The sequence below is a fragment of the Bacteroidota bacterium genome (assembly GCA_016722565.1).
Classification (GTDB): Bacteria; Bacteroidota; Bacteroidia; order 2-12-FULL-35-15; family 2-12-FULL-35-15; genus 2-12-FULL-35-15.
On record JADKIU010000001.1, the window covers coordinates 709,778 to 730,584 of the forward strand.

General features: G+C 35.5%; 19 protein-coding genes and 1 pseudogene. 15 read left to right on the forward strand and 5 right to left on the reverse strand.

Going from position 1 to position 20,807, the window contains the following annotated elements; translation table 11 throughout:
- Positions 1–171 precede the first annotated feature (171 nt).
- Positions 172–633, forward strand: a complete 462-nt coding sequence (locus IPP64_02855; GenBank protein ID MBL0328367.1) for a VOC family protein — start codon at positions 172–174, stop codon at positions 631–633.
- 49 nt (positions 634–682) lie between these two features.
- Here IPP64_02855 and IPP64_02860 read toward each other — a convergent pair whose 3' ends face one another.
- The 3 genes and pseudogenes from IPP64_02860 to recQ form a co-directional block, all read right to left on the reverse strand.
- The gene (locus tag IPP64_02860; GenBank protein ID MBL0328368.1) at positions 683–2,026 is read right to left on the reverse strand and encodes a T9SS type A sorting domain-containing protein; all 1,344 of its coding nucleotides are present in this window, start codon (positions 2,024–2,026) and stop codon (positions 683–685) included.
- A gap of 63 nt (positions 2,027–2,089) precedes the next feature.
- Positions 2,090–3,487, reverse strand: coding sequence for an MATE family efflux transporter (locus IPP64_02865; protein ID MBL0328369.1), 1,398 nt, complete (start codon positions 3,485–3,487; stop codon positions 2,090–2,092).
- Positions 3,488–3,558: 71 nt separating this feature from the next.
- A pseudogene (gene recQ / locus IPP64_02870) lies at positions 3,559–5,767 on the reverse strand (DNA helicase RecQ).
- 168 nt (positions 5,768–5,935) lie between these two features.
- Here recQ and IPP64_02875 point away from each other — a divergent pair.
- The 3 genes from IPP64_02875 to IPP64_02885 are packed head-to-tail and all read left to right on the forward strand — an operon-like array spanning position 5,936 to position 7,997.
- Positions 5,936–6,916, forward strand: coding sequence for a KpsF/GutQ family sugar-phosphate isomerase (locus tag IPP64_02875; protein MBL0328370.1), 981 nt, complete (start codon positions 5,936–5,938; stop codon positions 6,914–6,916).
- Between the two features lie 25 nt (positions 6,917–6,941).
- Positions 6,942–7,655 carry a glycosyltransferase family 2 protein gene (locus IPP64_02880; protein ID MBL0328371.1) on the forward strand — a complete coding sequence of 238 codons (714 nt, stop codon included), beginning with the start codon at positions 6,942–6,944 and terminating at the stop codon, positions 7,653–7,655.
- Positions 7,656–7,658: 3 nt separating this feature from the next.
- Entirely contained in the window at positions 7,659–7,997 is a 339-nt protein-coding gene (locus IPP64_02885) for a DUF2304 domain-containing protein (protein MBL0328372.1), read from the forward strand.
- Positions 7,998–7,999: 2 nt separating this feature from the next.
- Here IPP64_02885 and IPP64_02890 read toward each other — a convergent pair whose 3' ends face one another.
- On the reverse strand, positions 8,000–8,677 hold the full coding sequence (locus IPP64_02890) for an SDR family NAD(P)-dependent oxidoreductase (GenBank protein ID MBL0328373.1): 678 nt from the start codon (positions 8,675–8,677) through the stop codon (positions 8,000–8,002).
- 81 nt (positions 8,678–8,758) lie between these two features.
- On the opposite strand from IPP64_02890, the gene IPP64_02895 reads away from it, so the two are divergent.
- From IPP64_02895 to IPP64_02925, 7 genes are all read left to right on the forward strand, one after another.
- Positions 8,759–9,373, forward strand: coding sequence for a polysaccharide deacetylase family protein (locus IPP64_02895; GenBank protein MBL0328374.1), 615 nt, complete (start codon positions 8,759–8,761; stop codon positions 9,371–9,373).
- A 218-nt stretch (positions 9,374–9,591) separates the two neighbouring features.
- Positions 9,592–10,002: a hypothetical protein gene (locus IPP64_02900; GenBank protein ID MBL0328375.1), complete on the forward strand. Its 411-nt coding sequence runs from the start codon at positions 9,592–9,594 to the stop codon at positions 10,000–10,002.
- Positions 9,993–11,609: a hypothetical protein gene (locus tag IPP64_02905; GenBank protein ID MBL0328376.1), complete on the forward strand. Its 1,617-nt coding sequence runs from the start codon at positions 9,993–9,995 to the stop codon at positions 11,607–11,609. Before IPP64_02900 ends, IPP64_02905 begins: the two co-directional genes overlap by 10 nt.
- Positions 11,602–12,468: an NAD(P)-dependent oxidoreductase gene (locus IPP64_02910; GenBank protein MBL0328377.1), complete on the forward strand. Its 867-nt coding sequence runs from the start codon at positions 11,602–11,604 to the stop codon at positions 12,466–12,468. The genes IPP64_02905 and IPP64_02910 overlap by 8 nt, the downstream gene beginning before the upstream one ends.
- Positions 12,465–13,304 carry a GNAT family N-acetyltransferase gene (locus tag IPP64_02915; protein ID MBL0328378.1) on the forward strand — a complete coding sequence of 280 codons (840 nt, stop codon included), beginning with the start codon at positions 12,465–12,467 and terminating at the stop codon, positions 13,302–13,304. The genes IPP64_02910 and IPP64_02915 overlap by 4 nt, the downstream gene beginning before the upstream one ends.
- On the forward strand, positions 13,304–14,107 hold the full coding sequence (locus tag IPP64_02920) for a class I SAM-dependent methyltransferase (GenBank protein ID MBL0328379.1): 804 nt from the start codon (positions 13,304–13,306) through the stop codon (positions 14,105–14,107). Before IPP64_02915 ends, IPP64_02920 begins: the two co-directional genes overlap by 1 nt.
- 13 nt (positions 14,108–14,120) lie before the next feature.
- Positions 14,121–14,660, forward strand: a complete 540-nt coding sequence (locus IPP64_02925) for a hypothetical protein (protein ID MBL0328380.1) — start codon at positions 14,121–14,123, stop codon at positions 14,658–14,660.
- On the opposite strand, the gene IPP64_02930 is transcribed toward IPP64_02925, so the two are convergent.
- Entirely contained in the window at positions 14,657–16,909 is a 2,253-nt protein-coding gene (locus tag IPP64_02930; protein MBL0328381.1) for a tetratricopeptide repeat protein, read from the reverse strand. The genes IPP64_02925 and IPP64_02930 overlap by 4 nt on opposite strands.
- A 105-nt stretch (positions 16,910–17,014) precedes the next feature.
- Here IPP64_02930 and tatC point away from each other — a divergent pair, with 105 nt between their 5' ends.
- The 4 genes from tatC (at position 17,015) to IPP64_02950 (ending at position 20,793) form a co-directional block, all read left to right on the forward strand.
- Positions 17,015–17,857, forward strand: a complete 843-nt coding sequence (gene tatC / locus IPP64_02935; GenBank protein ID MBL0328382.1) for a twin-arginine translocase subunit TatC — start codon at positions 17,015–17,017, stop codon at positions 17,855–17,857.
- Positions 17,858–17,956: 99 nt separating this feature from the next.
- Positions 17,957–18,298: a carboxymuconolactone decarboxylase family protein gene (locus tag IPP64_02940; GenBank protein ID MBL0328383.1), complete on the forward strand. Its 342-nt coding sequence runs from the start codon at positions 17,957–17,959 to the stop codon at positions 18,296–18,298.
- Between the two features lie 4 nt (positions 18,299–18,302).
- Complete coding sequence (locus tag IPP64_02945) at positions 18,303–18,527, forward strand: carboxypeptidase-like regulatory domain-containing protein (GenBank protein MBL0328384.1); 225 nt, start codon at positions 18,303–18,305, stop codon at positions 18,525–18,527.
- A complete protein-coding gene (locus IPP64_02950; GenBank protein ID MBL0328385.1) occupies positions 18,481–20,793 on the forward strand; it encodes a hypothetical protein in 2,313 nt (770 codons plus the stop codon). The genes IPP64_02945 and IPP64_02950 overlap by 47 nt, the downstream gene beginning before the upstream one ends.
- The last annotated feature ends 14 nt before the right edge of the window (positions 20,794–20,807 follow it).

A 20,807-nucleotide genomic window follows, 5' to 3' on the forward strand; every position in this document is an offset into this window, starting at 1 on the left:
GATTATTTACAGAGTTTAAGAAAGCAGGGCATTATTCAATTTGGGGCTCGGTATGCTGATAAAGGAATTGTTTTTATTGCTGCGATGGGTTTGGAAAACGCGAAACACATTGTGAATTCGGATAGTGCTATCATCAATAAGATGTTTACAGTAAAAATTAACGAATTAAATGTGTTTTATGAATATAATTCAGAGAAGACATCCTCTTTAAAGGAAAAATCCGGAAAAGTAACAGGTATCGGTGGCGTATTTTTTAAAAGTAAAGATGCGAAGTCGTTAAATACTTGGTATTACGATAATTTAGGACTTGCCCCTAATGATTATGGCTCGATGTTCGAGTGGCGTGATAGTGATGATAAAACAATTGCCTATACACAATGGAGTCCGTTTGCAAATAAAACGAAGTATTTTTTGCCATCAAAGAAAGACTTTATGATTAATTATCGTGTTGATGATTTGGAGCAGCTGCAAAAAAAATTAAAAGCAAATAATGTGGTTATTTTAGATACGATTGAGGCTTATGATTATGGAAAATTCCTCCATATTCTCGATTGTGACAGTAATAAAGTAGAATTGTGGGAGCCTATTGATGGGTCTTTTACGAAGTTATATGAAGGAAAAACCACAAAATAATAAAAAGCCTCTCAAAACTGAGAGGCTTTTTCATTGCAATTAAAATTATTTATTTCGCAATAACAATATTTCTGTGAGTTGTTTTATTTTCGGATATAAATCTTACAATATAACTTCCATTAGCAATTTCGTTTAAGGAAATCACATCTTGGTTTACATTTTTAAATGATTTTGAAAGAATGAGTCTGCCTGTAATGTCAATAATGTCAATTTGTATATCAGCAGAGATGTTTCCTAAAGTAAAATTCAAAATATCATTAGCGGGGTTTGGCCCAATAGCTAATTGATTGAATTCATATTCATTGATTCCTGTAAAAGTAACTGGGCTGACGTTTGAATAGCTATACATATTCATTGTTCGTGATGGTTGGCATGGACTTGCTGGAATAACTGAGACAGAATAGTAGTTCATTCCAGAAATTGCAGCTATATCAGTATATGAATTAAAGGATGCAGAAATAGAGTCGTATAATGTCATAGTGCTTGGTGATGTCCCTCTAAATATATAATACGTTCCAAAACTAAATCCTGAATATGCACTCCAGCTTAATTGTGGATAACCAGTACTTGAACTGGTGGAAGTTAATAGGTGAATTGTTTTGTGAACATTTCCATAAGCGTAAGTTCCTAAACCACAACTGTCAGTTGTAGCAATTCTATATTTAAATGCTTGAATCATTGGATTTGAAATGCTATCAACATATGCAGATGTGTCATTATTCATTACTGTTGCAATTGTGCTATATACACCCATCGTAGTGGTCTCTTTTTGTATTAAATACGGAGCTGTATAAGTTGTATCCTTCTCCCAAATAATAATGTTTTGATTTAATAATAGGTCAGTTGTGACTTGACATATATTTTGAGTTGCTATAGGTTCAGGACAGGCATATATTGTGTTTATGCAAGCATTGCCAGTTCCTCCAATTTGTGCCATATTAAAATACGCTGAGGAAGGGCCTCCAAAACTAAATCTACCAACCATAATTTTGTAATATTCACCAGGAAGTGCAGAAGAAATATTTATTATTTCTGTAAGCGATCCAGAAATACTACAATCAATTATTTGTGAGGAATCTAATCCACAATCAGTAGCTGCAGTAAGAGGCCCCCATGCTACAAAATCTAAATCGAGACCAGCTGTGATAGGACTTATTTCTAAGTCTATACTTCCAGGAGAGCAAACACCAATATAAATCCAAGAAACATCATATCCACTATTTGAAAAGCACCCATAATCATTAGATAGGTCAGTATTTATTCCAGTCGCTGGAAGAGTATATGTGCTTGTTGTTCCCGATATAAAAGGGTATGGGGTTGAGCAAGTGTTTTGTGATGAGATATTGATAACAAGAGTTAGGAATAAAAAAATAAGTATGTATTGCTTTTTCATGTGAGTAGGTTTTATCTCCAATAAATTTAAGCAAAACAGTTATTAAAAGCAAGGAGTTATGCATCAAATTTTAATTTGTTTCCATTTTCCTTTTTTGAAATAATACCAAGCCATTATAGCAATCAAAACCTGTGCGGCAGGAATTGCAATAAAGGCACCGGTAGATTTCATGTCCAATCCTTTTGCTAAAAAATAAGCCAATGGAATTTGAAACACCCAAAAACATAAAATGTTGATGATGGTTGGTGTTTTTGTATCACCTGCTCCGTTTAATGATTGTGTCAAAACCATGGAAAGTCCATAAAAAATATACCCAGAGCCTAAGATTTGCAGCGATAAAACTCCGTAAGCAATAACCGATTCGTCTTTTGAAAAAATTCGAATAATTGGTTCAGAAAAGAAAAAGAATAACAGGGTAACAAATGCCATCAAATAGAAATTATATTTCATCGTAAGTTTTACACTTTGTTCAGCTCGATCAAATTTTTTCGCACCTAAGTTTTGCCCAACCAGTGTGGCTGCGGCATTGCTAAAACCCCAAGCAGGTAAAATGAAGAAGATGATATTTCTGAACGTAATCTGATATCCTGCCGAAGCACTTGTGCCTCCTGTTTCAGCAACCAAGCGTGTAAGAACAATCCAGCTGCCACTGGCAATAATAAATTGAAATGTAGCTGACCAAGCGATGCTCAGAATCGATTTTACAATTTCACCATCGAAATTGAAATGTCTTTTATAAAATTGAATGGCTCCGCTTCCTTTAAATAGATGGTAACATTGATAAATAACCCCCATGCTTCTGCCAATTGTGGTTGCAATAGCGGCTCCTTTCAAGCCAAATAGCTGAATGAAAATAGGGCAGAGGATGATATTGATGATACTGGCAATCCATAAACTCCTCATTGCCATTGCTGCATTTCCGGCTCCTCTGAAAATACCATTTAAAAGGAATAGTAAAAAGATAGCAGCACTTCCGCCCAACATAATTTGCGCAAATGTTGTTCCTTCGGCAATTACTTCAGCGCTCGCCCCCATTAGTTTTAAAATATTGCCGGCAAAAACAACTCCTGTGATGCTTGTAATGGTAATTAAGATGGCAGCAATGATTAATGATTGTGCACTTGCACGAGCAGCTGCTTCTGCGTCTTTAGCTCCAATTCTTCTGGCAACAATTGCAGCTGTACCGGTGCTTAATCCAATGGCAATGGAATAAATAATGGTGAGTACCGATTCGGTTAAGCCTACAGTTGCAATCGCGTTTTCGCCTAGTCGGCCTACAAAAAACATATCTACAACAGCAAACACACTTTCCAAACTTAGTTCTAGAATCATAGGAATCGCCAATAAAAAAACGGCTCTGCGAATACTTCCTTCCGTATAATCGCGAGGTGTTTCTTTTAAGGACTCCTTAAAAACAGAAATTATTTTTTGAAATAAATTCGTTTCGTTTAATGATGTCATAGATGCTAATTGATTAAACATAAAAAAACCGCCCTTATTCCTAAGAGCGGTTTTTTACAAAAATGAAAAATTTAATTTCCGAATTCGCTCATGAATTTAATTCGCATCAACCGAATTTCTTCTTCTGAATACTCATCTTCACCCAATTCTTTTAATGCATCAGCGATAGAGTCGGAATTAGACTCTTTAAAGTATTCCATTGCTTCTTCTTGTTTGTCCTCATCCAAAATATCGTTAATATAATAGCTGATATTAACTTTAGTTCCTGAGTGAACAATACTTTCAATTTCAATAATCAAATCCGATAAACTCAATCCTTTGGCTTTGGCAACATCCTCTAAAGGTAGCTTTCTGTCAATGTTTTGTATGATGTATACTTTTAATCCAGATTTGTTAACGATGGATTTTACAACCATATCTAATGGACGTTCAATCTCATTTTCCTCCACATATTTGGAGATCAAATCAAGGAAAGGTTTGCCGAATTTTTGAGCTTTCCCTTGTCCTACTCCTGTAATATTTACCAATTCATCCATTTTTATTGGATACTGAATGGCCATTTCTTCCAAAGAAACTTCTTGGAAAATAACGTACGGTGGTAATTTTAATTTATTCGCTGTTTGTTTTAAAAGATCTTTTAATGCAGAGAATAAAATTTCATCAGCACCTGATCCGCCTTTTCCTCCACCACCGGATGGTCCGTCTTCGTCATCACTTTCAGTTCCTTCATAATCGTGATCTTTGGTCACCATCATGCTATAAGGTTTGTCTAGAAACTTTTCTCCTTCTTTGGTTACTTTTAAAAGACCATAGTTTTCTACATCTTTAGAAAGTAATCCGGAAACCAACGCCTTGGCGGAATATGGCATTCCAGTATTTTTCATTTTTGTCGTCTTCCGTTCCTTTTCCGAAACACTCTAATTCATTGTGTTTGTAGGATTTTACGGTAGAAGTAATGTTTCCTAATAAAACATTGATGACATCTTTGGTTTTAAATTTTTCTTTTACATCGGTAACGGCTTCTATTGCTAAAGCAATGTCATCCATTCCATCAAACTTTTGTTTTGGGTTGCGACAATTATCGCACATGCCACCGCATCCTGCTTCGTCAAATTCTTCACCGAAATAATGCAATAAGAATTTTCTTCTGCAGCTGGATGTTTCAGCGTATGAAACGGTTTCTGCCAATAATTGTTTCCCAATTTCTTGTTCAGCAACCGGCTTGCCTTTCATGAATTTTTCCAACTTCACAATATCATCGTGACTGTAAAAAGTAATGCAATTTCCTTCACCACCATCACGTCCACCGCGACCAGTTTCTTGATAATACCCTTCTAATGATTTTGGAATATCATGGTGAATAACAAAACGAACATCCGGTTTGTCAATTCCCATTCCGAATGCAATGGTAGCAACAATCACATCAATGTCTTCCATTAAGAAAGCATCTTGCGTTTTAGCACGTTCTTTTGCTTCTAATCCTGCATGGTAGGGCAATGCTTTGATTCCGTTTACTTGTAAGGTTTGAGCAAGCTCTTCTACTTTCTTACGACTTAAACAATATACAATTCCGGATTTACCTTGTTGACTTTTTACATACTTGATTACCTCTTTAATCACATTCACTTTCGGACGCACTTCATAATATAAGTTCGAGCGGTTGAAAGATGATTTAAAAAGATTGGCACTGCTCATGCCTAAATTTTTCTGAATGTCTTGCTGAACTTTTGGCGTTGCAGTTGCTGTTAAGGCAATGATTGGTACTTTGCCAATTTGTTCAATAATTGGGCGCAGTCTTCTGTATTCAGGTCTGAAATCATGTCCCCATTCTGAAATACAATGAGCTTCATCAATGGCGAAAAAAGAGATTTTTATTTCATTGAAAAATGCAATGTTGTCTTCTTTTGTTAAGCTTTCCGGTGCAACGTATAATAATTTTGTTTTGCCATCAGTGATATCCTTTTTCACTTTAGTAATTTCCGCTTTTGTAAGCGAAGAATTTAAAAAGTGAGCAATCCCTTCTTCGTTCCCAAAGTTACGAAGTGCATCTACTTGATTCTTCATTAATGCAATAAGTGGGGAGATAATTATTGCTGTGCCTTCACTAACCAGTGCAGGTAATTGATAGCATAATGACTTGCCACCACCTGTTGGCATAATAACAAATGTGTCTTTCCCTTCTAATAAACTTCCAATTATCGCTTCTTGTTGTCCTTTGAATTTTTTAAATCCAAAATATTTTTGCAAACATTCCGAAAGCGATGTTTCTACATCGAGCATTTTCAATTCTTTGTTTTTTAATTAATGTTTATGTTAAGATTATCTTTAAAATGTACTATTTTTATACCTTTAATTATCGAACGAATAAATATTCGATTCCATGATTTCTAATGTAAATATATAATAAAAAATTGTTACACAGACAAACATTTCTCTACTTTATTTTAAATGTCCTACGAAGTGAATAAATCCATCGATAAAATAAAAGAACTAGCTATAAGTACCTTAAATATTGAGGCCGACTCGGTTCGAAACTTGCAGAATTTCATCAATAACGACTTTGTAGCCACGGTAAAGCTTATTTATGAATCGAAGGGACGTGTTGTGGTGACCGGCATCGGAAAGAGTGCGATAATTGCTCAAAAAATGGTAGCAACCATGAACTCAACGGGTACTCCGTCCATTTTTATGCATGCAGCAGATGCCATTCATGGAGATTTAGGAACAATTCAAAAAGAAGATGTTGTGATTTGTATTTCTAAGAGTGGAAATACACCTGAAATAAAAGTGTTGGTGCCCTTATTAAAAACGGGTGGAAATAAATTAATCGGCTTGGTTGGGAATGTAGATTCTTATTTAGCAAAACAATCGGATTACGTTTTGAACTCAACGGTTGAAAAAGAAGCCTGCCCAAATAATCTGGCTCCAACGTCCAGTACAACAGCTCAACTAGCAATGGGTGATGCTTTGGCTGTTTGCCTGTTGGATTGCCGAGATTTTACCAGCAGCGATTTTGCAAAATATCATCCCGGTGGTGCTCTTGGAAAAAAATTGTATTTAAAGGTAGGTGATATTGCGACTCAAAATCAAAAACCAATTGTGAAACCGGACGATTCCATAAAATCTGTTATCATGGAGATTTCTTCCAAACGTTTGGGAGCTACTGCAGTAGTAGAAAATGGAAATTTAGTAGGCGTGATTACTGACGGAGATTTAAGGCGAATGCTCGAAAAAACGGATGCAATTAATTCATTAAGAGCAGCTGATATCATGAATAAAACTCCGAAACAAATAGAAGCAGAAGAGTTGGCGGTGAATGCAATGCAGTTATTAGAGAAATTTAATATCACACAATTGATTGTGACAGATAACGGCAAATATCATGGTTTTGTGCATTTACATGATTTGTTGAAAGAAGGCATTATTTAAACGTAGTTCAAATCTTAAACTACTAATGAAGATAGCAGCAATCGTTCCGGCTTATAATGAAGAAATGGCAATTACATCTGTTGTAAATGATATTCTTCAAACTGCTCAATCCCAAAATATATCCATTGCCGTTATTGTTGTCAACGATTGTTCAAAAGATACGACCTCTGAAATTATTTCAAAATTAAATTGTATTGCTCTAAACTTGCCTGTTAATTTGGGCATTGGAGGTGCTGTACAGACAGGATTCAAATATGCCTTTGAAAACGGATTTGATTATGCTATTCAGATTGATGGAGATGGCCAGCATCCGGCTTCTGAGATTCCGAAATTGATTTCTGTTATTCTTGAAAAGAATGTGGATGTTGTGATTGGTTCACGTTTTATTTCTAAAGAAGGCTTTCAATCTTCAATGGCCAGAAGGATGGGAATTAATTATTTTAAGTGGTTGAATCATTTTTTGGTAGGTGTTACCATAAATGACAGTACTTCTGGTTTTAGACTCATCAATAGTAAAACGCTTGAAATTGTAAGTAACTATTACCCGGATGAATATCCGGAACCGGAAGCGATTATTTTATATTCATTAAATAAATTGAAAATTGGAGAAGTCGCTGTGCAGATGAAGGAACGGCAAGGCGGTGTTTCTTCCATTGGTTTTGCTGCCTCAGTTTATTATATGTTTAAAGTTACTTTGGCAATTATTTATACATTTATAAGGATAAAATTTAAAAAATAGAACATGGAAAAAATTCAAATCATCGCGATTGCAATCAGTATCTTGTTTTTATTATACATTGTTCGTCTTATCATCAAAGGAAAATTACGCGAAGAATATTCTATCGTTTGGATTGTTTGTACGATTGTGCTCGTGTTGTTTTCTTTTTGGAGAAAAGGTTTGGATGTGGTTTCTGCCTTAATAGGCATTTATTCACCACCGAACCTAGTTTTTACCGCAGCCATTTTCGTTATTTTCATTTATTTACTTCATCTAAGTGTTGTTGTTTCTAAGCTTCAAGCGCAAAATAAACAACTAGCGCAGGATATTGCGTTGTTGAAGGGAAAAATGGAGCAAAAGTAGTTCTAAACCAATCCTCCATTCAAGTCTAAACAAGCTCCGTTCAAATAAGGAGTGTTTCGAATGTACTGAATTGTAGAAAATATATTCTCCGGATCACCGAATTCATTGGATGCAATTTTTGATTTAATTTTTTCCTGAATTTCAAGAGGAACAGTATTAATCATTCCTACTTTAAAATAACCCAAATTAATGTTGTTGATGGTAATTCCTTTTTGTGCATTTTCCAAAGCAATGCTTTTTATCATGCCGTTAATTCCGGCTTTAGATGCTGCGTAGGCGCTTGTTCCCATGACTCCTGTTTGTGAAACAATGGATGATAAATTAATAATGCGACCAAAATTCTGTTCTCGCATCAAAGGCAATGTTGCTCGAATTAGTTGAAAAGTACCAATCAGATTGACATTAATAACGTTGTTCCATTCTGCCATACTTGATTTATGAGCAAACGCATTTGCACTCACCCCCGCACAATTGATAAGTGTGATGTTTTTTGCATTGATGGATGAAATAAATTTTTCTACTTGATTAAAATCTGTAATGTCCAATTGAATGGAATTTTTAAAAACTTCACCCTCCGGTTTGTTCAAATGATAGGTGCCGATAATTTCTTCCCCCGATTTCGAAAATTGATGGAACAAAAAATTTCCGATTCCTCCTGTAATTCCTGTAATGATTATCATTTATAATTGTTTTAGAATGCTAAAATTTCCGTAATTTGTCGTTAATTTTAAGCAAAATAACAAAAATTAAGCGATAGTAGAATGGCGAACACCGCTAAAAATATTTTTTTGTTTAGTGTCGATTTGGAAGACGTTCGTTTGCGAATGGAAGATGGATTAAACTATAAGCCTAGAGTTGATCTCATGGTTGAACACTATCTGCGCTTTTTAAATAAATACCAATCAAAAGCTACCTTTTTTACGGTTGGTGATATTCCTGAACATTACCCGGGTTTGATAAAAACAATTCTTTCTGAAGGACATGAGATTGCTTGCCATTCGAATACGCACATTCCTGTTACGCAGCAAACTAAAGAAGCTTTTAAGATGGATTTGTTGAAAAATCTAGAAAATCTAAACAACGCTGGTGCTGAAAAGATTGTTGGTTATCGTGCTCCTATTTACTCGCTTACTAAAGACACTGAATGGGCTTTTGAAGTATTGGCCGAGTTGGGTTTTACCTACTCCAGTTCAGTACTCCCGGCAAAGAATCCTTTGTTCGGATGGGAAGGATTCGGAGAAGTACCACGAATGATGACTGAAAAACTATTGGAGATTCCTGTAAGTGTTAGAGGCGCTCGTTTTTTGAATGTTCCATTTGCCGGTGGAGTTTATTTTAGAGTATTACCCATGCCAATGATTAAAAAAAGGATTTGAAAATCATTTTTCTAAAGGATTAGCTGTCACCAGTTATTTTCATCCTTATGACAGCGATACAGAACAGGAGTCGTTCATGCATCCTGGGATTCAGGATAGTTGGTTTTATAATAAACTCATGTATTATAATCGTAAAAACATGTTTGATCGTTTAGAAAAAATCATGGAAACATTCGATTGTAAAATTATTACGTATAAAGAATATGCTCAAAACATAAATGGAAGATAAGCAGACTTATATTTTTGAAGCGGAGCGAATAGGTTATTATTTGTTGGGCATTCATGTTCAGCATTCTGAAAAGAATACCTATGCCGATGCAATGCAAAAATTAAATATCACGTTGTCTAACTATGAACAATCGCTTTGGAAATCCATGCTAAAAAGCAAAAGTCGTATGGCATGCATTGATGCAGCTTTGGCTTTGAAAGAACCCAATAATAATGTCCGAAGAAAATTATTTACGATGCTGGCAATTCTGGAAGCATCACCCAATTATACAACCTATTTTTTATCTCGTAATTTTTCACCTTTCTATATTATTAAGATTGGATTGGTAGGAATACGCGCTGTTTTTCGAGCAACAATCGGAATGTTTATCGTCAACTCTATTAAACGAAAATGGAATTAAGCTACGACTATATCGTTGTTGGTTCAGGAGCAACAGGTGCCATTGCTGCCAATTCGTTGGTGGAAGCGGGTGTGAATGTTGCAGTGCTCGATGTTGGTATAGAAGATGAAAACTACAAAGAATTAATTCCGAATAAAGATTTTATTTCCATTCGTAAAGATGATAAAAATCAACACAATTATTTTTTAGGAAAACAATTTGAGGGTATTCCTTGGGAAGCAACGAAAGTAGGGTCGCAATTAACTCCACCGAGAAGTTTTTTAACACAACTCACAGAAAAATTTATTCCATTTGAATCGGATACATTTAAGCCAATGGAAAGTATGGCCAAAGGTGGATTAGGTGGCGGCTGGGGATTAGGCTGTTATGCTTTTTCAAAACCCGAACTGAATGCCATTGGATTAAATGATTCTCACATGGATGTTGCTTACCAAGCAGTGGGCAATCTGATTGGAATTTCAGGAGAGAATGATGATGGTGCACCATATAGTTTAAAAAACCTTCAGAATATTCAACCAGCTTCAGACTTAGAGGCAAATCTAAAAGGCCTTTTTTCTTCTTATAACAAACAAAAAGACAGTCTGAATAGAGAGGGTGTATTCCTCGGTCGATCAGCATTGGCTTTGCTTACCAAGGCAAAAGAAAATCGTTCCGCAGTTCAGTATAAGGATATGGATTTTTGGAGCGACAAAGATAAATCGGCTTACCGTTCTTGGATAACAATTGATCAGTTGAAAGATAAATCCAATTTTACATACCATAAAAATTGTTTAGTGTTAAAGTTTAAGGAACATGCTGCGGGAGTGGATGTAATTGTTAGAAGAACGGATACAAATGAAGAACAAGTTTTCACCTGCAAGAAATTAATTTTAGCTCCGGGAGTTTTAGGGACTGCAAGAATCCTTATCCGTTCATTTGATTATAAGAAGGAGCAGTTGCCCGTGATCTGTAATCCTTATTGCTATATTCCTTGTTTACAATGGAGAATGTTAGGGAAAGAAATCGAACAAAAGAAAACCAGCTTAGGGCAGTTAGTAATGTATTTGGATGAGAAAAACGATAATTTTGATGTGGGGATGGCCGCATTGTTTAGTTATCGTTCATTGTTGTTGTTTAAGCTGATAAAGGAAACGCCTTTAAATTATGCGGATGCACGCATCATTATGCATTATTTGCAATCTTCTTTTACAATTGCAGGAATTCATCATCCAGAAAAAGGTTCTGCAACAAAGTTCATTCGGATGCAACAAAATACGAATACCCTAACCGGTGATATCTTAACAGGACAATATGTTTTATCCGAACAAGAAATTCATATAAATGAAAAACGGGAACAAAAAATAAAATCTGCACTAAAAACTTTGGGTTGTCAACCGTTGAAAACTGTTTATACACCACATGGAGGGAGTATTCATTATGCTGGAACTTTGCCGTTCGATGAAAGCGGTGATTTGTTTACCATTCATTCAAATGGAAAATTAGCAGGAACAAAAAATGTTTTTGTTGCTGACGGATCAGGATTTAAATATTTGCCCGCAAAAGGATTGACATTAACGCTGATGGCAAATGCATATACTGTTGCTAAAAATGTTTTAAAAAATGATTAAGCCTAGTATCATCATCACCGGAGCGAGTGGATTTATCGGAGAACATCTGGTGCATTATTTTTTTGAAAATGGCTGGAGAGTGAAAGCATTTGTGCGAACGCTTCCGAAAGAAGTGGTTAGGGATGTAGAATATGTTGTGTATGATTTGGAATTGATGCCGGATGAATCTGTTTTTGATTCAGTTGATTATTTAGTTCATTGCGCCTATCTCCGCTTTGATCAAAATAAAAATTCGGATGAAATAAATGTCTCCGGAACAAAAAAGATTGTAGAAGTTTGTCGCAGAAAAAATATTAAACCGTTATTTCTTTCATCCTTTTCGGCTCACAAGGATGCGGAATCACATTATGGTAAAACCAAATTGACGTGTGAGAAATTATTTGACTTATCAAAGGATGTGATTTTAAAACCGGGATTGGTTATTGGTAAAAAAGGATTGGCTGCCGAATTAATTAATACAATTAATCGATCCTCTATTCTCCCGCTGATTGGGGGAGGAGTGCAACCTGTTCAAACAATTCATGTGGATGATTTATGTTTGATTGTAGAGTATGCATTTGAAAGAGAAAAAGTAGGATTGTATCATGTTGCAGAGCCGGATGCTATTACGATGAAAGTCTTTTACCAGGAAATTGCGAAGCAACTGGATCAAAAAATTCGGTTTATTCCTTTTCCACTTCCGCTGTTCTATTTTATCTGTAAAATGGCTGAAATAATTGGGTTGAAACTTCCTGTTTCTTCAGAAAGTGTATTGGGCTTAAAACATTTGATTAAATTTGAGACAAAGCGTGATTTGGAAAAATTGGAAATCACTTTGAAAAACTATTCTGAAAGCATAAAAGCTGTATTGATAGAATGAGCTACGAATTTTCACCTGTAAAGACGGATGATAAAGCAATCAAAGAAATTGCCGGATTGTTGCGTTTTGTTTTTCCGGAAGCAAAAAAATATTCAGAGGCATTTTTAAAATGGCAATACAAAGATAATCCGGATGGAACCGTTGTAGGCTATAATGCTTATCAAAATGGAGTTTTGGTTGCACATTATGCGACTATTCCTATGAAAGCAATATTGTTTGGCAAGGAAGAGAGAGGCGTACTTTCTCTAAATACTGCGACACATCCGGACCATCAAGGAAAGAAGTTGTTCACTTCTTTGGCAGGCCTTACTTATACCCTTGCGGCAGAGAAAGGATTTGGTTTTGTTGCTGGTGTTGCCAACGCTAACAGTACGCCTGGTTTTATAAATAAATTGGGCTTTCAGTTAGTAGGTGCTTTGGAAGCTAAACTTGGTTTTGGAAAAATTTCTGTTTCAGAAAGTGATAGAGAAGTGCAATTTTTGAAACAATGGAACAAAGAAATGCTCGATTGGAAGTTGAAAAATCCGGCAATCAAGTATAAAATAAAAGATGGTTTGATTTATGCACCAACGGATAAGACTGGAATAGAAGCAATGTTGCTGGAGACAAAAGCTTTTTCTGTAAAAGACAATGCTATTAATCTTGGTTTTCGTCCCATCACACTTTGGATTGGAATCAACGCAGCGATCAACTGGAGTAAAGCCATGTATTTTAATGTTCCTAAACGTATGCGGCCGTCTCCATTAAATTTTATCTTTAAAGATTTAACAAAACTGAATAGGAAATTGGAATACAAAAAAGTTATTTTTAACGCGTTTGACTTTGATGCTTACTAATGAGTTTATTTAAAAAAATACGAACCTGGTTGCAAGAGCCTCGCTTGATTGGCGTTGATCCTGATAGTGAAGAAATGTTGCAGATTCATAGCAAGGTCTTGTACGAAAAGCCAATGATGCGTGAAGTTTTTGCTGAGTTTTATGATACATGTATCGACTTGGATAATAAATACTTTATGCAAACTCATTCTAAACGTGTTGAGATTGGTGCTGGTGTGAGTTTCTTTAAAAAATTGTATCCAGAGATTATTTCAACAGACATCAAGAAAGCTGATAATTTGGATATGGTGGTGGATGCTCAGAACATGCCTTTTGAAAATAACAGTGTACGAGCTATCTACGGCATCAATTGTTTTCATCATTTTCCAAATCCGAATTTATTTTTTAAGGAATTGGAAAGGGTGTTAGACAGAGGTTGTGGTTGTGTTTTGATTGATCCATATTATGGAACCGTTGCCAAACGTTTTTACAAAAAAATATTTGATACCGAGACGTTTGACATGAATCAAAAAGAGTGGGTAAACGAATCGCTTGGTTTTATGAATGGCGCAAATCAGGCACTTTCATACATCGTTTTTAAACGCGACAAAGCAAAGTTTGAAGCTATGTATCCACGGTTGGAAATTGTTATCCAGAAGCCGTTGAATAATTATATGCGTTATGTGTTGTCAGGCGGATTAAATTTCAGACAAATTCTTCCTTCTTTCTTCTCGCCAGTAATAAAGCTTTTTGAATTTATGTTTATTCCTTTTAATTCAATTTTTGCTTTACATCATATAATCGTCATTCGAAAAAAGCATTAAAAAGTACTTTTTGGTGAACCAACTATTAGAAAAGATTGTAAGACCTAATTTCAAACTACTAATTATTTTTGGGTTGTTACTTTCACCATTCTTAATTGTTTTGGTGCATGGTATTTCTTTCTCTTGGATGATGGGAGATATATTGACCAAAGGTTTCTATTCGATGCTTACCTTAGGGTTTATTATTGCTTTCTTAATTGATTTGTTTCGAAAAACAAGATTAAAATTATATGCGCTAACGTCTATTCTTTTGTTTGCATCATTTCACTTATTGTCTTATTCTAGTGAAGATTATCTTAGAAAGAAAGCTGACGAACAAGCAATCGTTTTAGGAGAAGATGTTGAAAGGTATCTATTGGAGAACGGAAATTTTCCTGAAAATTTAGAGGGCGATTTTTTTAATGATTCTCCTAGATTCGCTGCTGTAGGCTCTATATTTTATTTAGGGCCACAATTGAGGAGTGATTCAACTTGCTATATTAAGTTTAACACTTTTCGCGGTTTTACTCGATGTTATAATGTAAAAACAAAGCAGTTTCATTCGTATGATTAATTCCCGGCTTTTCCTTTTTTAGAAACTTCTAAATTGTTTTTGAGTAGTTGGTTGTTTGGATTAATCTTTAATCCCTTTTCTCCGGCTTCAATCGCTTTATCCCAAAGTTCCAACATGTTATAAGCGGAGCATATGTTGTTGTATCCACTGTCAGAGTTTGGATTTATTTTTATTGCCAATTCTGCTGCATCTGCACATTTTTGAAAACGCCCTAAATTATAATACACCAAACTCAAGTTCATGTAGTTGGCCTCCGATGGTTCTTTTTTTACAAGCTCCAGTGCCATATTCTCTTTTTCTTTTCTGGCCAACCCATCTGCCAAATTATTCTTTGCCAATTGATAGTTGGGGTCAATCTTTAATGCTTGTTCACCTGCTTTTATCGCTTCATCATAATTTCCTAAAATATTTTGTGCAGAACAAATGTTATTGTATGCTTCAATACAATCAGCTTTTAGTTTAATCGCTTCCTTTGCTACTTCGATGCATTTTTCATAGTTGTGTTTTTGGTAATAGACCAAACTCAACGCTATGTAATTGTCTACACTTGGTTTTTCTTTTGCTGTTTGTTCTGCTATTTGCAATTGGTTGTCCTCGTTTGCTGCCATTGCCATCAATTCGTTGCAGAGTAATTGGTTTCCTGCATGCCCCGGACTTACTTTTAACCCTTGTGTTGCTTGTTCAAGCGCTTCTTTAAATCGCCCTTGTGATCGTAACCAATTAGAATAAAAATAATAACATTCGGGATTGCCCGGATTTAAATATTGTGCTTGTTTGAAATTGGCTTCTGCTTCAACAGGCTTACCCATAGCGCTTTTTAAAACGCCCATGTTAACATATAAATACGAGTAGTTTGGTAAAATTTTTAATGCACGTTCAAAACAATCCAACGCTCCTGCGTGATCATTTTTGCCCATCAATGCCAATCCATAGTTCATAAGTGCTCGTCCATTATTTGGACTTTTCTTTACTGCATCAGCCCACAATGTTTCACCGGAGCTCCAAACGATATTTCGTTGTCGCGTTCCATACGCATGTGCCGAAACCAATACTATCGGTAACGCAAAAAAGATAAATTTAATCGTTCCTTTGGTTTCAATACTTTCTTGAAAACGAATAGCGATTAGGCCCAACGTCCAAGCAACTGCAATTACCAATCCAATGTAAGGAAAAAATGTACGATGGTCGTTCAATACTTCTGATAACGGAATTAGGGATGTTGGAAGAAGTGCCAATAGAAACCATGAAATCCCGAAAGCAATGGGATAGAGAATCCGTTTGGTAGAGGAGTAGATTGCAACTGAAATCATTCCTAAAATAAAAATACTTCCGATGATCACTCTATCATCTGCCATATTGGAAATGGGCAACCAATCGGTGTCTGCAGATAAATTAAGTGGTAACAAAAAGTTGTTGAAGTAATGCACAATCACAAAAGGTTGTGATAAAATATATTCCAAGCGTGAACCTCCTCCAGGAACAAACGTGTCGGAAGCCATTGCTTTAGAAACGATAAAAAGAATCACTGCCAATACAAATAATGGTAATAAGATGTACAAGGTGCCAATTCCTTCTTTTATTCCTTTAAGGGTAAACCATTGGGGGATTGGTAAATCTTTGACAAATAGAATTACATAAATAAATAGGAGCGGTGCAATCATGATGGTTGGCTCTTTTACAAAAAAACCAATCAATACAGGAATCAAATAAATCAGTTTGTTTTTCCATTGTGGTTTGTAAAGATAAATCAACAATGAAAGAATAATCATTAAGGTTGAAAATAAATCGGAACGGGCAATTATATAATTGACTGTTTCGGCATTGGCTGCATGTAAACTATAAAAAGTAGCACCGAACAACGCAAAATAATTGTTCCATTTATGTTCAAAGCTATTGTTGAATAACTTTAGAAATAAAAAATAGAGAAAAATACCTAGAAGTATATAGGTAATAAAGATAGAAACATGAAAGTTGAATGGCTCTGGATTTTCATGTCCACCAATCCAGTAATCGATAGCATTAAGGGTAGTTAACCCTGGACGGTAAATTTGATTGGCAGGCAAGGAGCTGGTGGTTCGGGCATCGGTAAAAAAAGAAGGAATGTTTTTGAGGCTTCGGATGGCGTTATTGTTTACAATTGTATGTGCATCATCAAATTGGAACTGGTTATGAAAATGGTTCCAGTAAGCCCCAAACAACAGAAGAAAGGAGAATACTGCCAAAATGTAAAACGTACGTTGCTGCTTCATAATCAAAAAGTATCGAATTTGCCGTTTAGGTACTCAAAAATACATATTTTTCTTTCTATTTATAAGAATCACACAAGCTAAATAATATTAACTTTGGGCTTTTAAATGGCACTATTCGGACTTTTTAATAAATCAGGTAAAAACAATGGCGAAATGTCTTTCTGGGGGCATATTGATGCCTTGCGTGGACATTTGTTCCGTTCTGCCATCGTTGTAGTTGTAATAGCGGTAGTGCTTTTTTGCTTTCCAGAGTTCCTATTTGACACAATACTTTTTGGTCCTATGGAAGAGAATTTTCCTACGTACCGTGCATTTTGCAAGTTAGGTCATTTTCTGAATTTGGGAGAGGATTTGTGTTTTGGAAAAGCAACCTTTCATCTTCAAAGTATTGGCTTGTCCGATCAATTCACCTCTCAGATGTGGATTGCTTTTATTGGAGGATTGATCCTTGGTTCTCCATATGTTCTTTGGGAAGTTTGGCGTTTCATTAAGCCCGCTTTAAAAGAGAAAGAACGAAAAGCATCAACATTTTTTATAAGTTCGGCATCTTTCCTTTTTATTATCGGCACATGTTTCAGCTATTTTGTTATAGCACCATTAATGATAAATTTTTTGGGAAATTATAAGGTAAGTGACAAAATCGAGAATAATTTTACCATGGATTCCTATATTTCTACGGTTACCACACTTACTCTCTGCACCGGTTTAATTTTCGAATTGCCAATTCTTGTTTATTTTTTAACGAGGTTTGGAATCCTTAACCCGGAATTCATGCGAAAATACCGCAAACATGCTGTTGTGGTGATCTTAATCGTTGCCGGAATAATCACCCCTTCCCCAGACGTAACCTCACAATTGCTGGTTGCATTTCCCTTGTATTTCTTGTACGAAGCGAGTATCTTTGTTTCTTACTTTGTAGTGAAAAGGAAAGAGAAAATAGTTGATTAGGTTGATTAAGTAATTTGGTGAAATTAGGCCAGCCCTAATTTACCCCCAAAGCCATTTAACCTAAATCTACCCAATTAACCCATTTAACCCAATTAACTTATGTCCTCAGTAAAAGAATTTAACGACTATCGCGCTAAAATGAATGATAAAATCATGGCAGCTGATAATATTGTTTTGAAACGATTGTTTAATCTGGATACGAACACCTATGCTGAAGGTGCATTGCCTGTAAAAACAAAAGAGATGCTCGGTTTGGTAGCTTCAATGGTTTTACGGTGCGATGATTGTATTAAGTACCATCTGGAAAAATGCAAAGAGAATAATGTTAGTAGCGAAGAAGTGTTTGAAGTATTTGCTGTTGCAAACATTGTTGGAGGAACAATTGTTATTCCTCATACGCGAAGAGCAGTCGAGTTTTGGGAAGAATTACATAAAGTATAGCTGATTGAAACCTATTTTAAAAAATACCTTCTTAATTTCTACACTACTTTTTCTAGTGTTGTTTTCTTCTTCTTTGGTTGCTCAAACAACCAAAGTTAGCGGGAAAATTGTGGATGCAATTACTCGTGAACCCTTACCATTTGTAAACATCATATTTACCGGAACAACGATTGGAGCAGCTAGTGATATCGAAGGAAATTATACCTTATCAACTTCTACAAAAAGTTGATTCTATTACTATTTCCTATGTTGGATACAACAAAATTACCCGTGTCATTAAGCGCGGGCAAGAACAAATTTTAAACATTGGATTAACGCAAGGTGTCGATTTAATAACCGTTGAAGTTCGCCCAGGAGAAAATCCTGCTCATCGTATTTTGAGAAAAATCATTGCAAATAAAGATAAAAACGACAGAGAGAAATTGGACGCCTATGAGTATGAGGTTTACAATAAAGTGGAATTTGATTTAAACAACTTAAGCGAAGATTTTAAAAATAAAAAGTTGCTGGAACCCTTCTCCTTTATTTTTGATAACATCGATAGTAGCAACGCAAAAGAGAAACCGTATTTGCCGGTATTCATGACAGAAGCATTGTCGGATTATTATTACCGCAGAAGCCCCAAAGCACGCAACGAAGTCATTAAAGCGAGTAAAGTTACCGGTCTTGAAAATTCGAGTGTATCACAGTTCATGGGTGATATGTATCAAAATGTAAACATCTACGATAATACCATTTTAGTGTTTGGGAAAAATTTCAACAGTCCCATTTCTGATAATGCATTGTTGTTTTATAAATTTTATTTAATAGATAGTATGGTGATTGATGGTCATAAATGTTATCAACTTCAATTTAAGCCAAAGCGAAAGCAGGAATTAGCCTTCGTAGGAAATCTTTGGGCAGCTGATACCTCTTTTGCAATCAAGCAAATTGAAATGAGCATTGCGGAAGATGCGAATATTAATTTTATCAATTCTACCGCTGTTGTTCAAACGTATACATTGATTGATAGTGCCTGGATGATGCAAAAAGAACGTTTGGTCATCGATTTTAATCCTTTTCCTGTTGAGCGAAAGGAAAAGAACATGATGGGCGTGTACGGCAGAAAAACAGCAGATTATAGTAATTTTAAAATCAATCAACCTCGTGAAGACAAATTTTATTCTGCAACAGAAAATTTGAAAGTAAACGAAGATGCTTTCAAAAAATCAGAGGAATTTTGGAATGAACACCGCCATGATACGCTTTCTAAAAATGAAAAGCAGATTTATAAAATGGTGGACACACTTCAGTCGTTACCCGTTTATAAAACTTGGATTGATGTCATACAGATTTTTGTTACAGGCTATAAAGTAAAAGGCAATTTTGAATATGGTCCCTATTACAATATGTTTAGTACCAACGAAATTGAAGGAAATCGCTTCCGTTTTGGTGGACGAACCAGCAATCAATTCAGCAAATGGTACGAGTTGAGTGGCTATGTCGCCTATGGTACTCGAGATGAAAAATTCAAATACAGTTTAGGTATTCGATCGTTCATTAGCAAGAAGCCGCGTGCAATGGTTGGTATGTATTACAAAAACGACAATGAGATTTTGGGACAAAGTCAAAATGGATTTACGACCGACAATATTCTTGCTTCCGTCTTTCGAATTACTCCTTTAAGAAATCTGACGAACGTAAAACAAGTGTACGCTTATGTAGAACGTGAATGGTTTACAGGTTTTAATACCAAGCTAAGTTTCTATAACAGAACGATGATGCCGCTTGCAAATTTTCATTATGAGTATCAAAAAAATGCAACGGAAACAGCATTTAAAGAGAGCATTACCACTTCCGAAATTCGTTTGCTGGCGCGTTTGGCCTACAATGAAAAGTACGTAGAAGGGGAATTTACACGTGTAAGTTTAGGAACACATTACCCAATTGTACAAGCCCAATATACAATGGGAATTAAAAATTTATTTCATAGCGACTACAACTACCATAAATTTACAATCAATGTGGATGATCGTATCCGCATAAATCCAATCGGCTACTTCGATTATATTTTATCTTACGGTAAAACCTGGAATCCAATTCCGTATCCTTTGCTCGAATTGCATGGAGGGAATGAAACCTATATTTTTGATTTGTATGCGTTCAACTCTATGAATTATTACGAATTTGTGAGTGATGAATATGCATCAGCAACTATTTCGCATCACTTTGACGGGTTCTTTTTAAATCGTATTCCTTTAATGCGTAAATTAAAATGGAGAGAAGTAGTAGGCGCAAAAGCCCTGATAGGAAGAGTGAATGATCAAAATAAAAATTTGTTAATTTTCCCTGAACATTTATATGCATTGAACCGTGGCCCGTATTTTGAAGCAACCACGGGAATAGAAAACATTTTTAAAATTTTCAGAGTGGATGCCGTTTGGCGATTATCTTATTTAGATAATCCTAAAGCAATTCCATTCAGTATCAAAGCATCATTGCAGTTTACATTCTAATATAGTATATCAAC